The organism is Priestia sp. ABM2_011 (assembly GCF_056158845.1).
In genome coordinates this window covers 4395175-4410230 of sequence record NZ_JBSWUB010000001.1, presented here as the reverse complement: position 1 = coordinate 4410230, position 15056 = coordinate 4395175, and the positions used below count along the sequence as shown (strand labels likewise).

Below are 15056 nucleotides of genomic sequence, written 5' to 3'. Positions count from 1 at the left end.
TACTGAACGTAACTTTCTGAAAGAGAAAGTGAAAAGGTCAAGGAGGTTTTTTATGGCTTTTACGATAGTAGAGAAGGAAACATGTATTGCTTGCGGAGCATGTGGAGGGAGTGCGCCAGATCTTTATGATTATGATTCAGAAGGTCTTGCTTATGCCGTATTAGATAACAACGAAGGAACAAAAGAAGTTCCTGAACATCAGCAAGATGAGATGATGGAAGCGTACGAAGGGTGTCCAACAGACTCGATTAAAGTTGCAGAGCAGCCGTTTTATGGAGATGCAGCAAAATTCGAATAGGGCTTTTGAAAAAATAAATAATGATAAAGTACATTTAGTTATCTGATAAGTGAATATTTGGTTATATAGAAAGTTCCAAAACAAAAAAGGTCTTGCCTAGGCAAGACCTTTTTCTACTCTAAATTTGCATGCTTTCCGTACATCGTATGAGTATCAAGTTCTTTCTTCTCCATGAAGCGAAGAATCAGCGCATCGTAAAAAAGAAGAAGCGTTTGTTCAAACAGTGACGCCATAGGCTGTACGGTTTGATAACTGCTTTGTTCTTGGTCCTTCGGAGCGCCGGGCAGCTTCACGATGAAGTCAGCCAGCTTGCTAAGCGTGGAATCGGGGGAAATCGTGACTACTCCAACTTTTCCTCCAAGTTCTTTTGCTTTTTGAGCAATAGGAATCAAGCTCTTCGTTTCGCCAGAACCTGATCCGATGATTAATAAATCATCCTGCGTGAAAGTGGACGTCACGGTTTCTCCAATGACATAAGCATCAATGCCCATATGCATCATACGCATAGCAAACGACTTGCCCATAAGACCTGAACGGCCTGCTCCTGTGACAAACACTTTTTTAGATGAGATGATGCCATTTACAAGCTGTTCAGCTTCATCGTCAGCGATTAGAGCTGTTGTTTGTAAAAGCTCATTCATAACCGTTTTTAAATGTTCGCTCGTCTGCATAGAAAGCTCCTTAATTTGTAATAAGCTCTTTCATTTGAGAAGCAACTGATTTTTTATCATCTTGGCTCGTGATGCCTCCGCCAACGATAACAAGATCAGGCTGTGCTTTTACTACTTCAGGTAAAGATTCTAATTTAATGCCGCCAGCAACGGCTGTTTTTGCATTTTTTACAACGCTTTTGATTGTTACTAAATCTTCAAAAGAGTTTTGACCAACTGCTTGAAGATCGTATCCTGTGTGTACGCAGATATAGTCAACGCCAAATTCGTCTAGCTCTTTTGCGCGTCCTTTAATATCTTTTACACCAATCATATCGACTAGAATTTTTTTACCTTGTTTTTTCGCTTCTTCAACTGCACCTTTAATTGACATATCTTCAGCCACACCTAAGATGGTAATGATGTCTGCTCCAGCTTGAGAAGCTTGCTGTACTTCATAACCAGCTGCATCCATGATTTTTAGGTCAGCTAATACTTTTAAATTAGGAAATGCTTCTTTAATTTCTTTAACGGCGCGAAGCCCTTCATTGATTACAACAGGTGTACCGATTTCCACGATATCAATATGTTCTTCAACTTCTTTTACTACCTCTTTTGCTTGAGAAATATTAACAAGATCTAATGCTAATTGTAATTCCATTCTACTCCACTCCTTACAGAAATCTATAGATACCTTTTGTGCCTTTTTACATAAAAAGCAGCTGGTGTAGTTATTGTACCCGCAGTTTGAGGTTCTTAAAAGTACGCACTTTTCCCACAAATAGTGTGGGGAATGATAGTATACAGAAGTATACTAATGGACATATCAGTCTTGTAACCGCTTAATTTTCATTAAAAATGCGGATGATATTGAGTAATATCATCCGCATAAAAAAATAAAAACTATGGAATAGAAGGATTCGTTTCCATCATTTAATTAACGTTTCTGCCTTTTGTTCTTGATTGACCAGCACTGTATCACGGTAATTTTTACCCCAATCGTACATGGCTGTTAAAATAGGCATTAAACTTTCTCCTTCTTTTGTAAGTGAGTATTCGACTTTAGGTGGTACGACAGGATAAACTTTACGGTTAACAATTAGATCTTCTTCCAGTTCCCGCAGCTGGTTAACCAGCATGCGCGGCGTAATATCAGGAATAAGCGATTTTAGTTCCCCGAACCGTTTTGTTCCTTCACGTCCTAAGTGCCATAGTATCAGCATCTTCCATTTTCCGCCGATAATAGCAAGCGTTAATTCTTTTTCACAGTTAAATTCCTTATTAAGCTGGCTCAATTGTTTCACCCCTATGACCAATAGTATAAAATTTCTTTTTCAGTACTTCTTATTATACCGGTGCTGACAATCCTTTTACAAAAATCCGGCTTGTATCTTTCCATTAAAAAATTTAGCTTTTTTTACTATATAGTTATTCTTGACTAGTGAGATATAAAAGGTGGCCTTTAGTCATGTTTTTTATTTTTAACGAATTCAATTGTTTAAATATAAAAAAAGATGGGAAATCACTCAATAACGATGCTAAAGGAGGCAGTAAAAATGGAAAGAAACCAATATGAATTACAAAACCCTGCTTTAAGCAACAGCGCAGGCATCAACAACGATGTAGGAATTAATAACAATCCACAGACAGCTAATAGCACTGCTGCTGTTAGCACCACGGGGAAAAGCTACAGCAGCAAGCTAGTAAAAGGTGTTGTTGTCGGGGCAGTTGTAGGTGGATGTATAACATTACTTGATAATAAAACTCGCTCATCTGTTAAAAGAAGAGCCGTTACATTAAAGGACTCTTCTGCAAACATGATTAATCAAGTAAAAGAGAACCCTCAAGAAACAAAAGAAAAAATGGTGCAGCAAATGAAAAATGCATCGAATCTTTTAAAAGATGCAATTAATGATGCCAAACATTTGTACGAGCGTGTAAATGAAGATTTCTTTAAGCAAGCAGAAGATGTGAAAAGCGTTACGCATGATGCAAAATCAACGGTAGAAGATGCTAAAAGTGATTTACAGCAAATTGGTGAAAAAGTGAAAGATGCAACTTCTGAAATAAGTAAGGAAAAGATGACGCCGGACGAAAAACCAGAATCTGAGCGTGAAAGAACATATCAGTCTATTCACTAAGAAGGAGATGTTAACTGTGAGTCAAATGAATGAAGGAACTACAAAAGACATGAATAAAATTGAAGAAACGGTAGATAATTTAGGGACGGAGAAAAAAGAAGCAATTTTGCAGAATTTTGATACGTTTACTGATTATTTAACTCAAAAAGTTCATGTCGGTAAAAAGCTCGGGTTAAATGAGGAACAATTAGCAGCTGCTACAAAAAAAGTGGCTAGCTATTTAGCCAAAAATGAGGAGCCTCGAAACCGAGAAGAAAAAGTCCTTCATGAGTTATGGAAAGTCAGCAGTGAAGAGGAAAAGGAAGTCCTTTCTCATCTCATTTTAAAACTAGTTGCGTAACATTAAAAAAGCATCCCGTCTATCAGGATGCTTTTTTAATGTATTAAGATGATTGATTTTGAGCCTCTTGAATCGTTTTATCCCAGTCAATACCGCAATCATCCGTTGCACAAGAAGATTGCTGTGCGCAGCTTGCACATTTTCCCTGAGTACTCTTGCGGAAGAATTTTGTCATATGATAAAGGGCATACCCAAAAATCAAAACCCCAATTAAAATGTTAATAATCAATGTTATTCACTCCTTTTAAGAAAAACCAAGTACTTTTCCAATAGTGTGTACAAGCAAAGCTACGAGATAAGCGACAACCAAAGGGTAGGCCACAGCAAATGCTGTCCATTTTAATGAGCCGGTTTCTCGTCGAATAACAGCGACGGTTGCTAGACACGGAACATAAAGAAGAACAAACACCATAAACGTATAGGCTGTTAGCGGTGTAAAGAATGTCTTCATTGTGTCGCCAAGCTGTCCTTCTTGTACTTTATAAATGATGCTCATAGTTGAAACAACCACTTCTTTCGCTAGGAAGCCTGTAATCAGTGATGCTACAGCTTGCCATGTCGCAAAACCTAAAGGGATAAATAGAGGAGCGATAGCACCTCCAATAATAGCCATAAAGCTATTTTCCATATCTACTCCAAAACCGCCAGGGCCAGCGTAAGATGATAGCCAGATAAATACAGAGCCAGCTAAAATAACCGTACCTGCTTTTCGGACGAAATTTCGGCCTTTTTCCCACGTGCTTCTCCAAAGAGTCTTGGCTTGAGGTACGCGGTAAGGAGGAAGTTCAACAATAAAAGTTGATTGTTCGTCTTTAAGAAGCGTTACTGATAAAATTTTCGTTACAACAAGTGCTAAAATAATGCCAAGCAAGTACATAGAAAACACCACAGCTGCTCCGTTTTGCACAAAAAAAGCACCTACAAACAAAGCGTATACAGGAAGACGTGCTGAGCAGCTCATAAATGGATTGACTAAAATGGTCATAAGGCGCTCTTTTCGCTGTTCAATTGTACGCGCGGCCATAATCCCCGGTACGTTACATCCAAAGCTAATAATCATCGGAATAAATGCTTTTCCGTTCAAACCGAAAAATTCCATTATACGATCCATTACTACAGCGATTCTAGCCATGTATCCTGAATCTTCAAGCAGTGAAATGAAAAAGAACAGGACAAAAATTTGTGGTACAAATACTAGTACGCCGCCTACTCCTGCAATAATGCCATCCACAATTAAATCGTGAATAAATGGAGCAGCACCAGCTGCATTTAAAAGAGAATCAGCGCCTTCACTAAGCGTTCCGCCAAAGAAGCCGTCCAGTTTATCAGAAAGCGGAACGCCAATCCACGTAAACGTAATATTAAAAATCAAATACATTAAGCCAAGAAAAATAGGGAGACCAAGCCACTTATGCGTCACAATTCGATCGATTCGATCCGTGAAAGTTAAAGGTGTTTCGCTGCCCTTTATGATACACTCGCTCGAAATGCGTTCAATAAATGCTGTACGCACGTCGAAGAAATGCTCACTAAGCGGCTTGTTTATTTTTTGTGCAGCGGCTTTTCGAAGCTCAAGCAGCTCTGAGTAACTCGTTTTTTCTTTTAATGTTGATTCGATTACGCTATTTTCCGCTAAGAATTGAATGGCAATCCATCTGCTGACGTCCGCTTTTGTTTGAATCATATGAATTGCTTGTTCAGCGGTTTCCCCATAATTTAATTGAAATGAAGGGGCTTTTAAATCTTGCTTCAAAGTAGAGAGCAGCTCATTAATTCCTTTTCCATTACGGGCAATAATCGCTGAAACCGGAATATGTAATGATTTGCTAAGCTTCTCCAAATTAAAAGTCAATCCGCGTTTTTCCGCTACATCAATCATATTTAAGCCGATTACTAATGGCTTTCCATATTCCAATGCTTGAATAGTGAGATGCATGCTTCTTTCAAACTGAGAAGCGTCTACAATATTCAGCATACTGTTAAATTCTCCGGTTAACAAAAAGTTAGTTACCACTGCTTCATCTGAAGAAAGAGGAGTAAAGTCATACACACCCGGCAAATCAACCAGCTGGCTGTTTTGCTTTTTAATAGATCCAACTTTCTTTTCAACGGTTACACCGCTCCAGTTTCCTACGTATTCATAGGAATCTGTTAATATATTGAATAAAGAAGTTTTTCCTGTGTTTGGATTTCCTAAAAGTGCAATTGTACTCATGCTGTCTCAACCTCAATTTTGGCCGCATCGCGTTTTCGGATGCTAATCATTTGACCTTGACATTCAATAATACAAGGTCCTCCTAAGATGGTTTTTTGCTTCATGCATAGTTCGCAGCCTTTTTTTACTCCAAAAGAAAGAAGGCGGCGTTCTAATGATCTATCTAAAAATTCAATGTTTTTAACTTTTACTTTGTCGCCAATACTCACGGTAGTTAAATTCATCATTCAGCACTCCTGTTAATGATAATCATTTTCAATTTGTATCTATCTCGATTATACATAAGGTTCTAAAATCAATCAATGCTTCTAGAGCGTTACAATTAAAAATATATATTTATAACTATATTTTTCAGGTGAAATTATGTACGATTTTAGCAGTAAATTGTCAGGAGGGATGTGAGTGGAGGTAATCATTCGCAAAATGAGAAAAGAAGATATTACGTCTGTTCAATACGTCGCAAAGATGAGTTGGTATGATACATATGAAGGAATTATTCCTAGAAGCGTTCAGAATCGGTTTCTTTCAGAAGCATACTCCAATAAAAGGCTGCTGTGGCGCTTGCGTAATTCGTTCATTTATGTAGCAACTATTGATGAGAAAATCGTAGGATACGCTAACTTTTTCCGACTACAAAACAGAGGGGAAATAGAACTAGGATCTATCTATATACTGCCTGCTTATCAAGGAAAAGGAATCGGTTCGCAATTGTTAGAAAAAGGAATGAAGCGCTCGAAGGAATTAAAAATCGTTTACATTAACGTAGAAAGGGAAAACGGAATAGGCCGTGCATTTTATCAATCAAAAGGTTTCCAGCTTGTGGATGAATTTGATGATGAATTTGACGGGCATTTATTAAGAACGATGCGAATGAAACTCATGATTTGAGCCTGATATTTAGTGTGAACGTTATCTTAAAAAGCTGATTTTAAACTTTCTGCTAAAATCAGCTTTTAATTACAGAATAACGATTGACCTTATTCTTGTGAATATGGTAACATTAATCAGAACTTCATGACCGAAAATGTTTTTCGGTCAAACAGTCAGGCGGAAGTAAGGATTATTGGAGGCTAAAAAACATGAATATGATTAAAGGAGAATGGAAAAAAATCTTTTCCAAACCAATGACTATTGTTGTGATTTGCGGATTGTTATTTGTTCCATTACTCTATAATGTCATCTTTTTATCTGCTTACTGGGATCCATATGGAAAAACAGATCAAATTCCAGTTGCAGTGGTAAATGAAGATAAAGGTGCTACATTAGATGGAAAGAAATTGAATGTTGGTCGTGATTTTGTTGATGATTTAAAGAAAAACGATAAATTTGACTGGAAATTTACGAACAAAGAAAAAGCGTTAGAAGGCTTAAAAAATGAGGACTACTACTTAGTTTTGGAAATTCCAAAGAATTTCTCCAAAAATGCAACAACATTAATGGATGAGAATCCTAAAAAAATGAAATTTATCTACCATACAAATGCCGGAAAGAACTATTCAGGCGCTCAAATTAGCTCAAATGCAGTAGCTAAAATCAATGATCAGATTAAAGAAGCAGTCACAAAGCAGTATGCTGAAACGGTATTTGACAGCTTTAAGCAAGTAGCGGACGGTCTTCAAAAAGCAAGTGACGGTGCAGGAGAGCTAGAAGATGGCTCGAAAACGCTGCGAGATAACATGAAGAAACTAGCAGACAGCACGGTTACGTTTGAAGACGGTACAGCTAAATTAGCAAGCGGGTTAACGGATGCACGAAAAGGAGCAACAGATTTAAATGCTGGTGCAGCTAAGCTACTAAACGGTGCGGACACAATTAATGAAAACTTAGGCAGCCTAAACAGCGGTTTAGGGAAGCTAGAGAATGGAAGCGGGCAGCTGTACGCGGCTTCTAAAGAACTTGAAACAGGTGCAGGAAAGCTTAGCAATGGATTAGGACAACTACAAGACGGAACTGCAAAACTTCAAGGTGCGACACAGCAACTAAATGAAGGAACAAAGACACTTCAAGGGAAATTACCTCAGTTTACAAGCGGCTTAAATCAAGTAGATGCTGAAGTGAGCAATGTTACGCAGCAAATTAATCAAGCAGAGCAGGAAATTACGCAGATTAAACAGCAGGTAGACTCAAAAAAAGCGGAGTTTGAACAGCAGCAGCAAGCTCTCATTGACAGCATTAACAGCAACGAATCTATTCCCGATGAGCAAAAACAAACGCTGATTGCAGGAATTAAAAAGCTGACGTCTCAGCAGTTTATGGACGAACAGCAGCAAAAAGCAGAGCAGCTAAAAGCAAAAGTAGATAAAGTGCAAGAGTTATCAGCAGCGCTTCAAAAGCTGTCTAAAGGCGGAGAAGATATTCAAAGCGCTATTAATAAAATTGCTGACGGACAAAGTCAGCTGTACAATGGCCAAACAAAATTATATAATGCTCAAACTCAATTATATAACGGGGCTGTTAAACTAGCAGATGGTGAAAAGCAGTTCAACAGCAAATTTGCAGAGCTAAACAGCGGTATAGCTGACGCTCATACAGGAGCTGGAAAGCTTGCTGACGGACAGCAGCAACTTGTGGATGGACTTAAAAAGTCTGAACAAGGAAGCGCAGCGCTAGCAAATGGTTTAACGCAGCTAGAAAACGGGGCAACCAAATTAGCAAATGGTTCTAAAGAGTTAACAAATGGTTCATCCAAACTATATGACGGTTCATCTAAATTATCAGATGGAACAAGCGAGCTTCATTCATCTTTAGCGGATGGTGCAAAAGATGCAAAAGATGTTAAAGCAGATGATAAAACATACAGCATGTTTTCAAATCCAACGGATTTAAAATCAGATAAACAAAATAACGTAGATAAGTACGGTGTCGGATTAGCTCCATACATCTTATGTATTGGCTTGTTTGCGGGAACATTAATGTTTTCAGCGGTGTACCCAATGAAAGAGCCATCAATTCGACCGACATCAGGTATTTCGTGGTTCTTAAGTAAGTTTAGTGTCATCACTATTGTAGGTATGCTGCAAGCAGCGATTGCTGTTACAGCTCTTCTTTGGGGCTTGCATTTAAACGTAACAAGCATTTGGCACTTCTATATCTTTACCATGATTACAGGTGTAACGTTCTTTACACTGATCTTGTTCTTAACAACAGGGTTAGGAAAAGTAGGGCAGTATTTAGCCTTTATTATTCTGCTGCTTCAAATTGGCGGCAGTGCAGGTACATTCCCTAAAGCACTTGTGCCGGAATTCTTCCAGGCAATCAATCCATACTTGCCTATGACCTATGCAATTCGCGGTTTCCGTGAAATTATTTCAATTGGTGATGATTTCGGCTATGTATGGCATCAGGCTGGCGTACTTGGAATCTTTGCAGCAATCTTCATCACTCTTTCATTGATAATGTTTTATATCAATGCCAGAAAAGAGAAGCATCACACAGAGGAAGAGGCAGCAGCCTAATTTAACTAATAGAAAAAGAGAGTTCCAGTTTAAAAAGGAACTCTCTTTTTCTTTATGTTAGTATAGGTTTACGTGTAAAAGAGGGGAATGTGAATGCATGCAGCTTACAAAATTTGCGGTGTATGAAAGTGATCGTGTGAAAAAGTGGCAGAAAGGGCTGAAAGAATGGGACGGTTCAATATCGGAACGGATGATAAATGACAAAGCGGAAGATGAATTTTGGCAGCAATATCTAGAAAAAATGTCTTTTGATTCAGAAAACGATCCTGTAGTGAAACAGCTTCAGCAAGAACTTCTTGCTTTTTTGAATCCAAGTGACTCTGTCATGGAAATTGGCCCTGGCTGGGGAAATTATACGTTTTCAATTGCGGATTATGTAAAAGAACTTACGTGTATGGATTGTTCGCCAAGCATCATCCGCTACTTACAAAAACAATCAAATGCCCGCTCTAATCTAAAGTTTATAGAAGGTAAATGGGAGTATGAGCGTCTAACAGATAACTATGACGTGGTAGTAGGAATAAACTGCTTTTATCGTATGCATAATATTGTCGATGGTCTCTTAAATATGAATGATTCGGCTAATCGTTTGGCGGTTATCGGCATGTCAGCGGGTCCAGAAAAGCCTCATTACGTAGAGTTACATAGAAAACTTGGGTACGAGATTAAATGGCGCCGTAAGGAATATATTGACTTACTAAATATTTTATATGAACTTGGTATTTACGCAGATTGTAAGCTAGTTCCTATAACCAAAACAGTAACGTATGAGACGTACGAAGATCTCATCAAGAAGAACTCGATAAAGCTGCTTTCGAAAGATGTTGACAAATTAGAAACTGAGAAGATTATTTTACAGCATGTAAAGAAAATAAATGACACATATGAATATACGTATCAATATCATATGGCTTTTATTTATTGGAAACCGATAAAAAGAACCCGTTGATTTTTATTCAACGGGTTCTTTTTAGTAGTGATAAAGCTGTAATTTAGAATAAATAATATTAAAATCGTCGCCGCTTAGAAGAACTTTCAATTCCAGCTTCTTCACGGTATTTAGCTACTGTTCTTCTTGAAATTTGAATTCCTTCGCTGGAAAGAAGAGACATGAGCTTTTGATCTGAAAGAGGTTTTAATTTATTTTCTTCGGCAATTAATGTTTTAATTTTCTCTTTTATAAAGGCGGTAGAATTGCTTTGTTCGCCATCGGTTCTCTCTAAAGAATTAGTGAAAAAGTATTTTAGTTCAAACAGTCCGCGCGGCGTTTGAATATACTTTCCGTTAGTTGCACGGCTTACCGTTGATTCGTGACAGTCTACTTTTTGAGCAATATCTTTTAAGGTAAGCGGCTTTAGCCCTGAAATACCCATTTCAAAAAAATCTTGCTGATGTTCCACAATGGCTTTAGACACGTTGTAAATCGTCGCATTACGCTGCTCAATACTATTAATTAGCCAAGTAGCTTCATGGATTTTTTCCTGTACGTATCGATCGGTTGTTACGCATGCAGAGCGATGAACCAGTTTTTGGTAGGTGCTGTTAATCTCGATGGGCGGAAGCAGCTCGCTATGAAGAATAACATGATAGCGGCCGTCTATTTTTTGTACCGTTACATCAGGCGAAATGTACTTCGTAAGCGGAACATAGAAATCTCCTGCTGGACGAGGATTCAATGTCCGCAAGCAGTCAACAATTTCTTGTACTTCGCGCATTGAAATAGAGTATTTTTTTGAAATGTTCCGATATTTTTTGTTAGCAATATCTTCAATATCGTGTTTCACCACATCGTATAAAAGAGGAGGCTTTGACTTTTTGGCCTTAATTTGAATAAGCAGTGAATCGACAAAGTTTTGAGCGCCCACTCCGATTGGATCAAAGCTTTGTAAAACGTGAATCATATCGTTGACTTCGTCAATTGAAACGTTAAGCAGTTCGGCTGCCAATTTTGGTTCAATTGCTAAAAAGCCGTTTTTATTTAAGTTTCCAATTAGAAATTGAACGATGTGTTTTTGCTGTGAGTGTAAATGATTTAGCATAGACAGCTGCTCTAATAAATGGCTCTCTAATGTCACAGTTTGATCGGATATATAATTAAACGGATTATACTCGTCATCGGTGTGACCTTTTGAATATGAACGCTGTTCTCGAGTGTTAAATGAATTTTTTTGCTGAGAATCGCCAGCAGACAGTTTAATTACAGGATTTTCATTGACTTGCTCATGAAGATAATGAACTAAATCGGCCGTAGAATAATTTAAAATGTTGATAGACTGACGTAATTCAGGTGTCATGGCCAATTTTAATAGTTGTTTTTGAGATAAATCTAAACCTAATTGCATCATTGAATCACCTATCATTCTTGAGTTTTATTTCGACAATTCTGGCTGCATCGTTCGACATCATCATATATGAAAATGCGAAAGAATTCTATAGTGTTGTCAGATGTTCTTACACAAGGGCGACTCATAAGAAAGAGTAGGGAAATAGATAAAACAACCGAATAGCTCTTCCCAGCAGCTATTCGGTTATTTTAACAAAGCTGCTAGGAGAACTTAGCTGCAATTTGGGGTGTTTCCCATTCTTCTATCTCCCCATGCGCACATCATATTTAAAATTTCTCGTAAGGTTTCGCCTTCTTCACTGAGTGAGTACTCTACTTTAGGAGGAACTTCATTGTATACTTTTCTATTAACTACACCGTCTTTTTCTAATTCTTTTAGCTGTTGAGACAGCATTTTTTTAGTAATAGCAGGCATAGCTCGCTGAAGTTCGCTAAAACGTTTTTCGCCTTCTTTTAAGAGGCATAAAATAACGACTTTCCATTTCCCGCCGATTACTTCAAGTGTTGCTTCAACAGGTACATTATAGTGGGGTGCTTTCACCGCTAATCCTCCATTCATAAACAGATATGAAATATGGATATAATAATTTAATATCCATAGACCTAGGTTACCGGGAAGGTACCTGGTTACATGAAAGTGCCGTCTTTTGTAAACAACATGTATTTATTATACTGAAAAAGAACTTTTAATTGAAGGAAGAAATGTAAAAGGGGAGATGCTTGATGAAAGCTTTACTGCTAGAAGGCAAAGGGAAAGTAAGTGAGATGAAAGTCGGAAATATCCAAAAGCCGCATCCAGCTAAAGGTGAAATTTTAGTTAAAATTAAAGCTACTGCCTTGAACCCTGTAGATTATAAAACAGGAAACGGCGGTAATCCCAGTTGGACATACCCTCACGTATTAGGACTTGATTCCGCTGGCGTTGTCGAGGAAGTGGGAGAAGAAGTCACAACTGTCAAAATCGGAGACCGCGTTGTATATCATAGCGATTTATCAAAAAAAGGCGGGTTTGCACAGTACGGAGTGACAACAGCTCATACGGTTTCCCTTATTCCACAAGGAGTTTCATTTGAAGACGCTGCAGCTATTCCATGTGCGGGGTATACAGCATATCAAGCATTGTTTCACAAAATGAACGCTTCAAAAGGACAAACGATTTTAATTCACGCAGGTGCTGGAGGCGTTGGAGGGTTTGCCATTCAGCTTGCTAAAAATGCAGGTCTTACAGTGCTTACAACCGCATCTTCTGCCAATCATGAGTTTGTAAAAAGTTTAGGTGCTGACTATGCAATCGACTACCGTAAAGAAGATTTTGTGAAAAAAGTGCTGGAGCTTACCGATGGACTCGGTGTAGATTTAGTCTTGGATACAGTCGGGCGTAACAATGCAGACGAGTCGGTAAAGGCTCTTGCTTTTAATGGTCAAATTGCATTTATCGCAGGACCTCCTAATGTAAATGATGCGATTTCGTTTGCGCATCCACTATCGTTTCATCAAGTTGCATTAGGAAGCGTACATCAGTCTAACAACGTAAAAGAACAGCAAAAACTTGCGGAGATGGGAAATAAAATGCTTTTGCTTTTACAAGAAAATAAGCTGAATGCTCTTGTGGAAAAAGTCATTTCACTAGACGAAGTGCCGGCAGCTTTAGATGAACTGGCGACTCGTCGAGTAAAAGGGAAAATTGTAGCTGTGATAGATAAATGATAGAGCGAAAAAGAGCTTGAGACAAAAGTATTTTAGTTGAAGTAAAAAACGAACTATTGATCAATAGTTCGTTTTCTCGTCTTTAGATTGGATTGGGTTAAGTTATGTTCCAGCCTCTTTTAAATCGTAAACTGCTGCGTATAGAGCTTGTGGTAAAAACCTTGTTTCTCTAATAGCTCGTGATGATTTCCTTTTTCAATAATCTGTCCGTCTTTTAAGACAAGAATTTGATTTGCATTTTCAATCGTTTTGAGGCGGTGGGCAATTACAAAGCTTGTTTTTCCTTTTAATAGATTACTCATTCCTTTTTGAATATCAATTTCTGTTTTTGTATCAATATTGGAAGTAGCTTCGTCTAAAATTAAAATATCACAGTCAGAGAGCATGGCTCGGGCAATCGATAAGAGTTGCTTTTGACCTTCACTTAAATTTCCTCCACCGGCTGAAATCACGGTATCGTATTGCTGCGGCAGGTGCTTGATAAAAGAATGAGCATTTGCCATTTTTGCTGCGCTTTTCACTTCTTCATCGCTGGCATCTAATCGGCCGAATCGAATGTTATCCGCAATCGTACCGGAAAATAAATAGGTATCCTGAAGAACAATGCCAATTCGGTTTCGTAAATCATGGATGTTATAGTCACTGATGGAACGGCCGTCAATTTTAATGTCTCCGTTTGCGATGTCATAAAATCGTGTGAGCAAGTTAATGATTGTTGTTTTACCAGAACCTGTAGGACCGACCAAAGCAACCATTTCACCTTTTTTTGCTGTAAGTGTAACATTTTTTAAAATCATTTTTTCGTCAGTATAGCCAAATGATACGTTCTCAAAAGCAACGTCTCCTGCAAATTTTGTAACAGAAAGAGCGTTTGGCTTGTTTGTGACGTCCGGCTGCTCATCCATAATCGCAAACACGCGCTCTGCGCCGGCAATAGCCGAAAGAATAGTGTTTACTAAGTTTGCCATTTGACTGATTGGGCGAGAGAACTGACGTGAGTAGTTAACAAATGAAGCAATCATCCCAACTGTAACGCTACCTTGAACAGCCATAAATGCTCCTGCTCCAATCACTAGTGCTAAGCCTAAGTTGTTAATAAAGTTTGTGACAGGACCTAAAAAGCCTGAAAATGTTTCTGCTTTTGTTGCTGAACTTCTCAGCTGTTCATTTCGTTCATTAAAAACAGTTAAAAAATCTTTTTCCTTACTAAAAAGCGTAACAACTTCTCCTCCAGAGATTGCTTCTTCTACAAAGCCGTTTAGCTCACCTAAGTCTTTTTGGCGTTTGACAAAATTTTCACTGCTTCGTTTTAATATTTGTCGAACGATTATAACCATTAATGGAATAACAATCAGTGTGATAATGGCAAGAATCCAGTTGAGCGAGAACATCGCAATGGTAATACCGACTAGAGATAAAATAGAGGACAGAGCCTGAATAACGCTTTGACTCAGAGCGTTATTCAGGTTATCAATATCATTCGTAACCCGGCTCATTAACTCTCCGTGAGCTCGCTTATCAAAAAAGCGAAGAGAGAGAGTTTGAAGCTTTGCAAATAAATCTTGGCGGAGCATTCCGATGGTCGTAAACGAAACGTTTACCATTAAATAGGTTTGCAGCCATGTTAACAAAGATGTCGTAATGTAAATTCCTGCAAGAGTGAGTGACATTCGTATCGTTCCGCTGATATCTTTGGGAATAATATGCTCGTCAATAATAACCCCAATTAAATAAGGGCCTAATAAATTAAGCAGGGAAGTCACAATAACTAAGATGATCGCAGCCACAAGCGGAGGCTTTCGTTTTCCCATATATGACCAGATTCTATATAGTGTTTTTTTCGCATTCTTTGGCTTCACTACAGGACCCTTCATCATGCCTCTAGGGCCGCGAATAGAGCTCATTT

At 38.3% G+C, this 15056-nt stretch carries 16 protein-coding genes; 7 read left to right on the top strand and 9 right to left on the bottom strand.

Annotated features, from left to right (window positions below):
* Positions 1 to 52 precede the first annotated feature (52 nt).
* On the top strand, positions 53 to 298 hold the full coding sequence (locus tag ACXAE4_RS23290; protein ID WP_028412157.1) for a ferredoxin: 246 nt from the start codon (positions 53 to 55) through the stop codon (positions 296 to 298).
* A 113-nt stretch (positions 299 to 411) separates the two neighbouring features.
* Here the strand turns inward: ACXAE4_RS23290 and hxlB are convergent, their stop codons facing one another.
* The 3 genes from hxlB to hxlR form a co-directional block, all read right to left on the bottom strand.
* Complete coding sequence (gene hxlB / locus ACXAE4_RS23285) at positions 412 to 969, bottom strand: 6-phospho-3-hexuloisomerase (RefSeq protein ID WP_154989536.1); 558 nt, start codon at positions 967 to 969, stop codon at positions 412 to 414.
* A 10-nt stretch (positions 970 to 979) separates the two neighbouring features.
* Positions 980 to 1609 (bottom strand): 3-hexulose-6-phosphate synthase, encoded by a 630-nt coding sequence (gene hxlA / locus ACXAE4_RS23280; protein WP_013055599.1) that lies wholly within the window; start codon positions 1607 to 1609, stop codon positions 980 to 982.
* A 268-nt stretch (positions 1610 to 1877) separates the two neighbouring features.
* The gene (gene hxlR / locus ACXAE4_RS23275; protein ID WP_028412158.1) at positions 1878 to 2243 is read right to left on the bottom strand and encodes a transcriptional activator HxlR; all 366 of its coding nucleotides are present in this window, start codon (positions 2241 to 2243) and stop codon (positions 1878 to 1880) included.
* A gap of 261 nt (positions 2244 to 2504) precedes the next feature.
* Between hxlR and ACXAE4_RS23270 the strand changes: the two genes are divergently transcribed.
* Both ACXAE4_RS23270 and ACXAE4_RS23265 read left to right on the top strand, forming a co-directional pair.
* On the top strand, positions 2505 to 3089 hold the full coding sequence (locus tag ACXAE4_RS23270) for a hypothetical protein (RefSeq protein WP_475237016.1): 585 nt from the start codon (positions 2505 to 2507) through the stop codon (positions 3087 to 3089).
* Between the two features lie 16 nt (positions 3090 to 3105).
* Positions 3106 to 3429, top strand: a complete 324-nt coding sequence (locus ACXAE4_RS23265; RefSeq protein WP_013081917.1) for a DUF3243 domain-containing protein — start codon at positions 3106 to 3108, stop codon at positions 3427 to 3429.
* 43 nt (positions 3430 to 3472) lie between these two features.
* Here ACXAE4_RS23265 and ACXAE4_RS23260 read toward each other — a convergent pair whose 3' ends face one another.
* The 3 genes from ACXAE4_RS23260 to ACXAE4_RS23250 are packed head-to-tail and all read right to left on the bottom strand — an operon-like array spanning position 3473 to position 5868.
* Positions 3473 to 3658 carry a FeoB-associated Cys-rich membrane protein gene (locus ACXAE4_RS23260; protein WP_013081918.1) on the bottom strand — a complete coding sequence of 62 codons (186 nt, stop codon included), beginning with the start codon at positions 3656 to 3658 and terminating at the stop codon, positions 3473 to 3475.
* Between the two features lie 15 nt (positions 3659 to 3673).
* Complete coding sequence (gene feoB / locus ACXAE4_RS23255; RefSeq protein WP_098113719.1) at positions 3674 to 5644, bottom strand: ferrous iron transport protein B; 1971 nt, start codon at positions 5642 to 5644, stop codon at positions 3674 to 3676.
* Positions 5641 to 5868 (bottom strand): FeoA family protein, encoded by a 228-nt coding sequence (locus ACXAE4_RS23250; RefSeq protein ID WP_025749730.1) that lies wholly within the window; start codon positions 5866 to 5868, stop codon positions 5641 to 5643. Before ACXAE4_RS23250 ends, feoB begins: the two co-directional genes overlap by 4 nt.
* 178 nt (positions 5869 to 6046) lie before the next feature.
* On the opposite strand from ACXAE4_RS23250, the gene ACXAE4_RS23245 reads away from it, so the two are divergent.
* From ACXAE4_RS23245 to ACXAE4_RS23235, 3 genes are all read left to right on the top strand, one after another.
* Complete coding sequence (locus tag ACXAE4_RS23245) at positions 6047 to 6532, top strand: GNAT family N-acetyltransferase (protein ID WP_013081920.1); 486 nt, start codon at positions 6047 to 6049, stop codon at positions 6530 to 6532.
* A gap of 191 nt (positions 6533 to 6723) precedes the next feature.
* The gene (locus ACXAE4_RS23240; RefSeq protein WP_033578157.1) at positions 6724 to 9099 is read left to right on the top strand and encodes a YhgE/Pip domain-containing protein; all 2376 of its coding nucleotides are present in this window, start codon (positions 6724 to 6726) and stop codon (positions 9097 to 9099) included.
* Between the two features lie 97 nt (positions 9100 to 9196).
* Positions 9197 to 10048, top strand: coding sequence for a class I SAM-dependent methyltransferase (locus ACXAE4_RS23235; RefSeq protein WP_289578730.1), 852 nt, complete (start codon positions 9197 to 9199; stop codon positions 10046 to 10048).
* Between the two features lie 58 nt (positions 10049 to 10106).
* Here ACXAE4_RS23235 and rpoN read toward each other — a convergent pair whose 3' ends face one another.
* Positions 10107 to 11441, bottom strand: a complete 1335-nt coding sequence (rpoN, locus tag ACXAE4_RS23230) for an RNA polymerase factor sigma-54 (RefSeq protein ID WP_028412164.1) — start codon at positions 11439 to 11441, stop codon at positions 10107 to 10109.
* 213 nt (positions 11442 to 11654) lie between these two features.
* Complete coding sequence (locus tag ACXAE4_RS23225) at positions 11655 to 12002, bottom strand: winged helix-turn-helix transcriptional regulator (protein ID WP_014461394.1); 348 nt, start codon at positions 12000 to 12002, stop codon at positions 11655 to 11657.
* A gap of 164 nt (positions 12003 to 12166) precedes the next feature.
* On the opposite strand from ACXAE4_RS23225, the gene ACXAE4_RS23220 reads away from it, so the two are divergent.
* Complete coding sequence (locus tag ACXAE4_RS23220; RefSeq protein ID WP_033578159.1) at positions 12167 to 13150, top strand: zinc-binding dehydrogenase; 984 nt, start codon at positions 12167 to 12169, stop codon at positions 13148 to 13150.
* A gap of 119 nt (positions 13151 to 13269) precedes the next feature.
* Here ACXAE4_RS23220 and ACXAE4_RS23215 read toward each other — a convergent pair whose 3' ends face one another.
* Positions 13270 to 15054 carry an ABC transporter ATP-binding protein gene (locus tag ACXAE4_RS23215; protein ID WP_028412166.1) on the bottom strand — a complete coding sequence of 595 codons (1785 nt, stop codon included), beginning with the start codon at positions 15052 to 15054 and terminating at the stop codon, positions 13270 to 13272.
* Positions 15055 to 15056 lie beyond the last annotated feature (2 nt).

Bases quoted from the DNA above. Each gene is read 5' to 3' on its own strand.
- ACXAE4_RS23235 (WP_289578730.1), top strand. From the start codon at position 9,197: ATGCAGCTTACAAAATTTGCGGTGTATGAAAGTGATCGTGTGAAAAAG.
- hxlB (WP_154989536.1), bottom strand. From the start codon at position 969: ATGCAGACGAGCGAACATTTAAAAACGGTTATGAATGAGCTTTTACAA.
- ACXAE4_RS23250 (WP_025749730.1), bottom strand. From the start codon at position 5,868: ATGAATTTAACTACCGTGAGTATTGGCGACAAAGTAAAAGTTAAAAAC.
- ACXAE4_RS23220 (WP_033578159.1), top strand. From the start codon at position 12,167: ATGAAAGCTTTACTGCTAGAAGGCAAAGGGAAAGTAAGTGAGATGAAA.
- ACXAE4_RS23240 (WP_033578157.1), top strand. From the start codon at position 6,724: ATGAATATGATTAAAGGAGAATGGAAAAAAATCTTTTCCAAACCAATG.
- ACXAE4_RS23290 (WP_028412157.1), top strand. From the start codon at position 53: ATGGCTTTTACGATAGTAGAGAAGGAAACATGTATTGCTTGCGGAGCA.
- ACXAE4_RS23225 (WP_014461394.1), bottom strand. From the start codon at position 12,002: ATGAATGGAGGATTAGCGGTGAAAGCACCCCACTATAATGTACCTGTT.
- hxlA (WP_013055599.1), bottom strand. From the start codon at position 1,609: ATGGAATTACAATTAGCATTAGATCTTGTTAATATTTCTCAAGCAAAA.
- ACXAE4_RS23270 (WP_475237016.1), top strand. From the start codon at position 2,505: ATGGAAAGAAACCAATATGAATTACAAAACCCTGCTTTAAGCAACAGC.
- ACXAE4_RS23215 (WP_028412166.1), bottom strand. From the start codon at position 15,054: ATGAGCTCTATTCGCGGCCCTAGAGGCATGATGAAGGGTCCTGTAGTG.
- feoB (WP_098113719.1), bottom strand. From the start codon at position 5,644: ATGAGTACAATTGCACTTTTAGGAAATCCAAACACAGGAAAAACTTCT.
- rpoN (WP_028412164.1), bottom strand. From the start codon at position 11,441: ATGCAATTAGGTTTAGATTTATCTCAAAAACAACTATTAAAATTGGCC.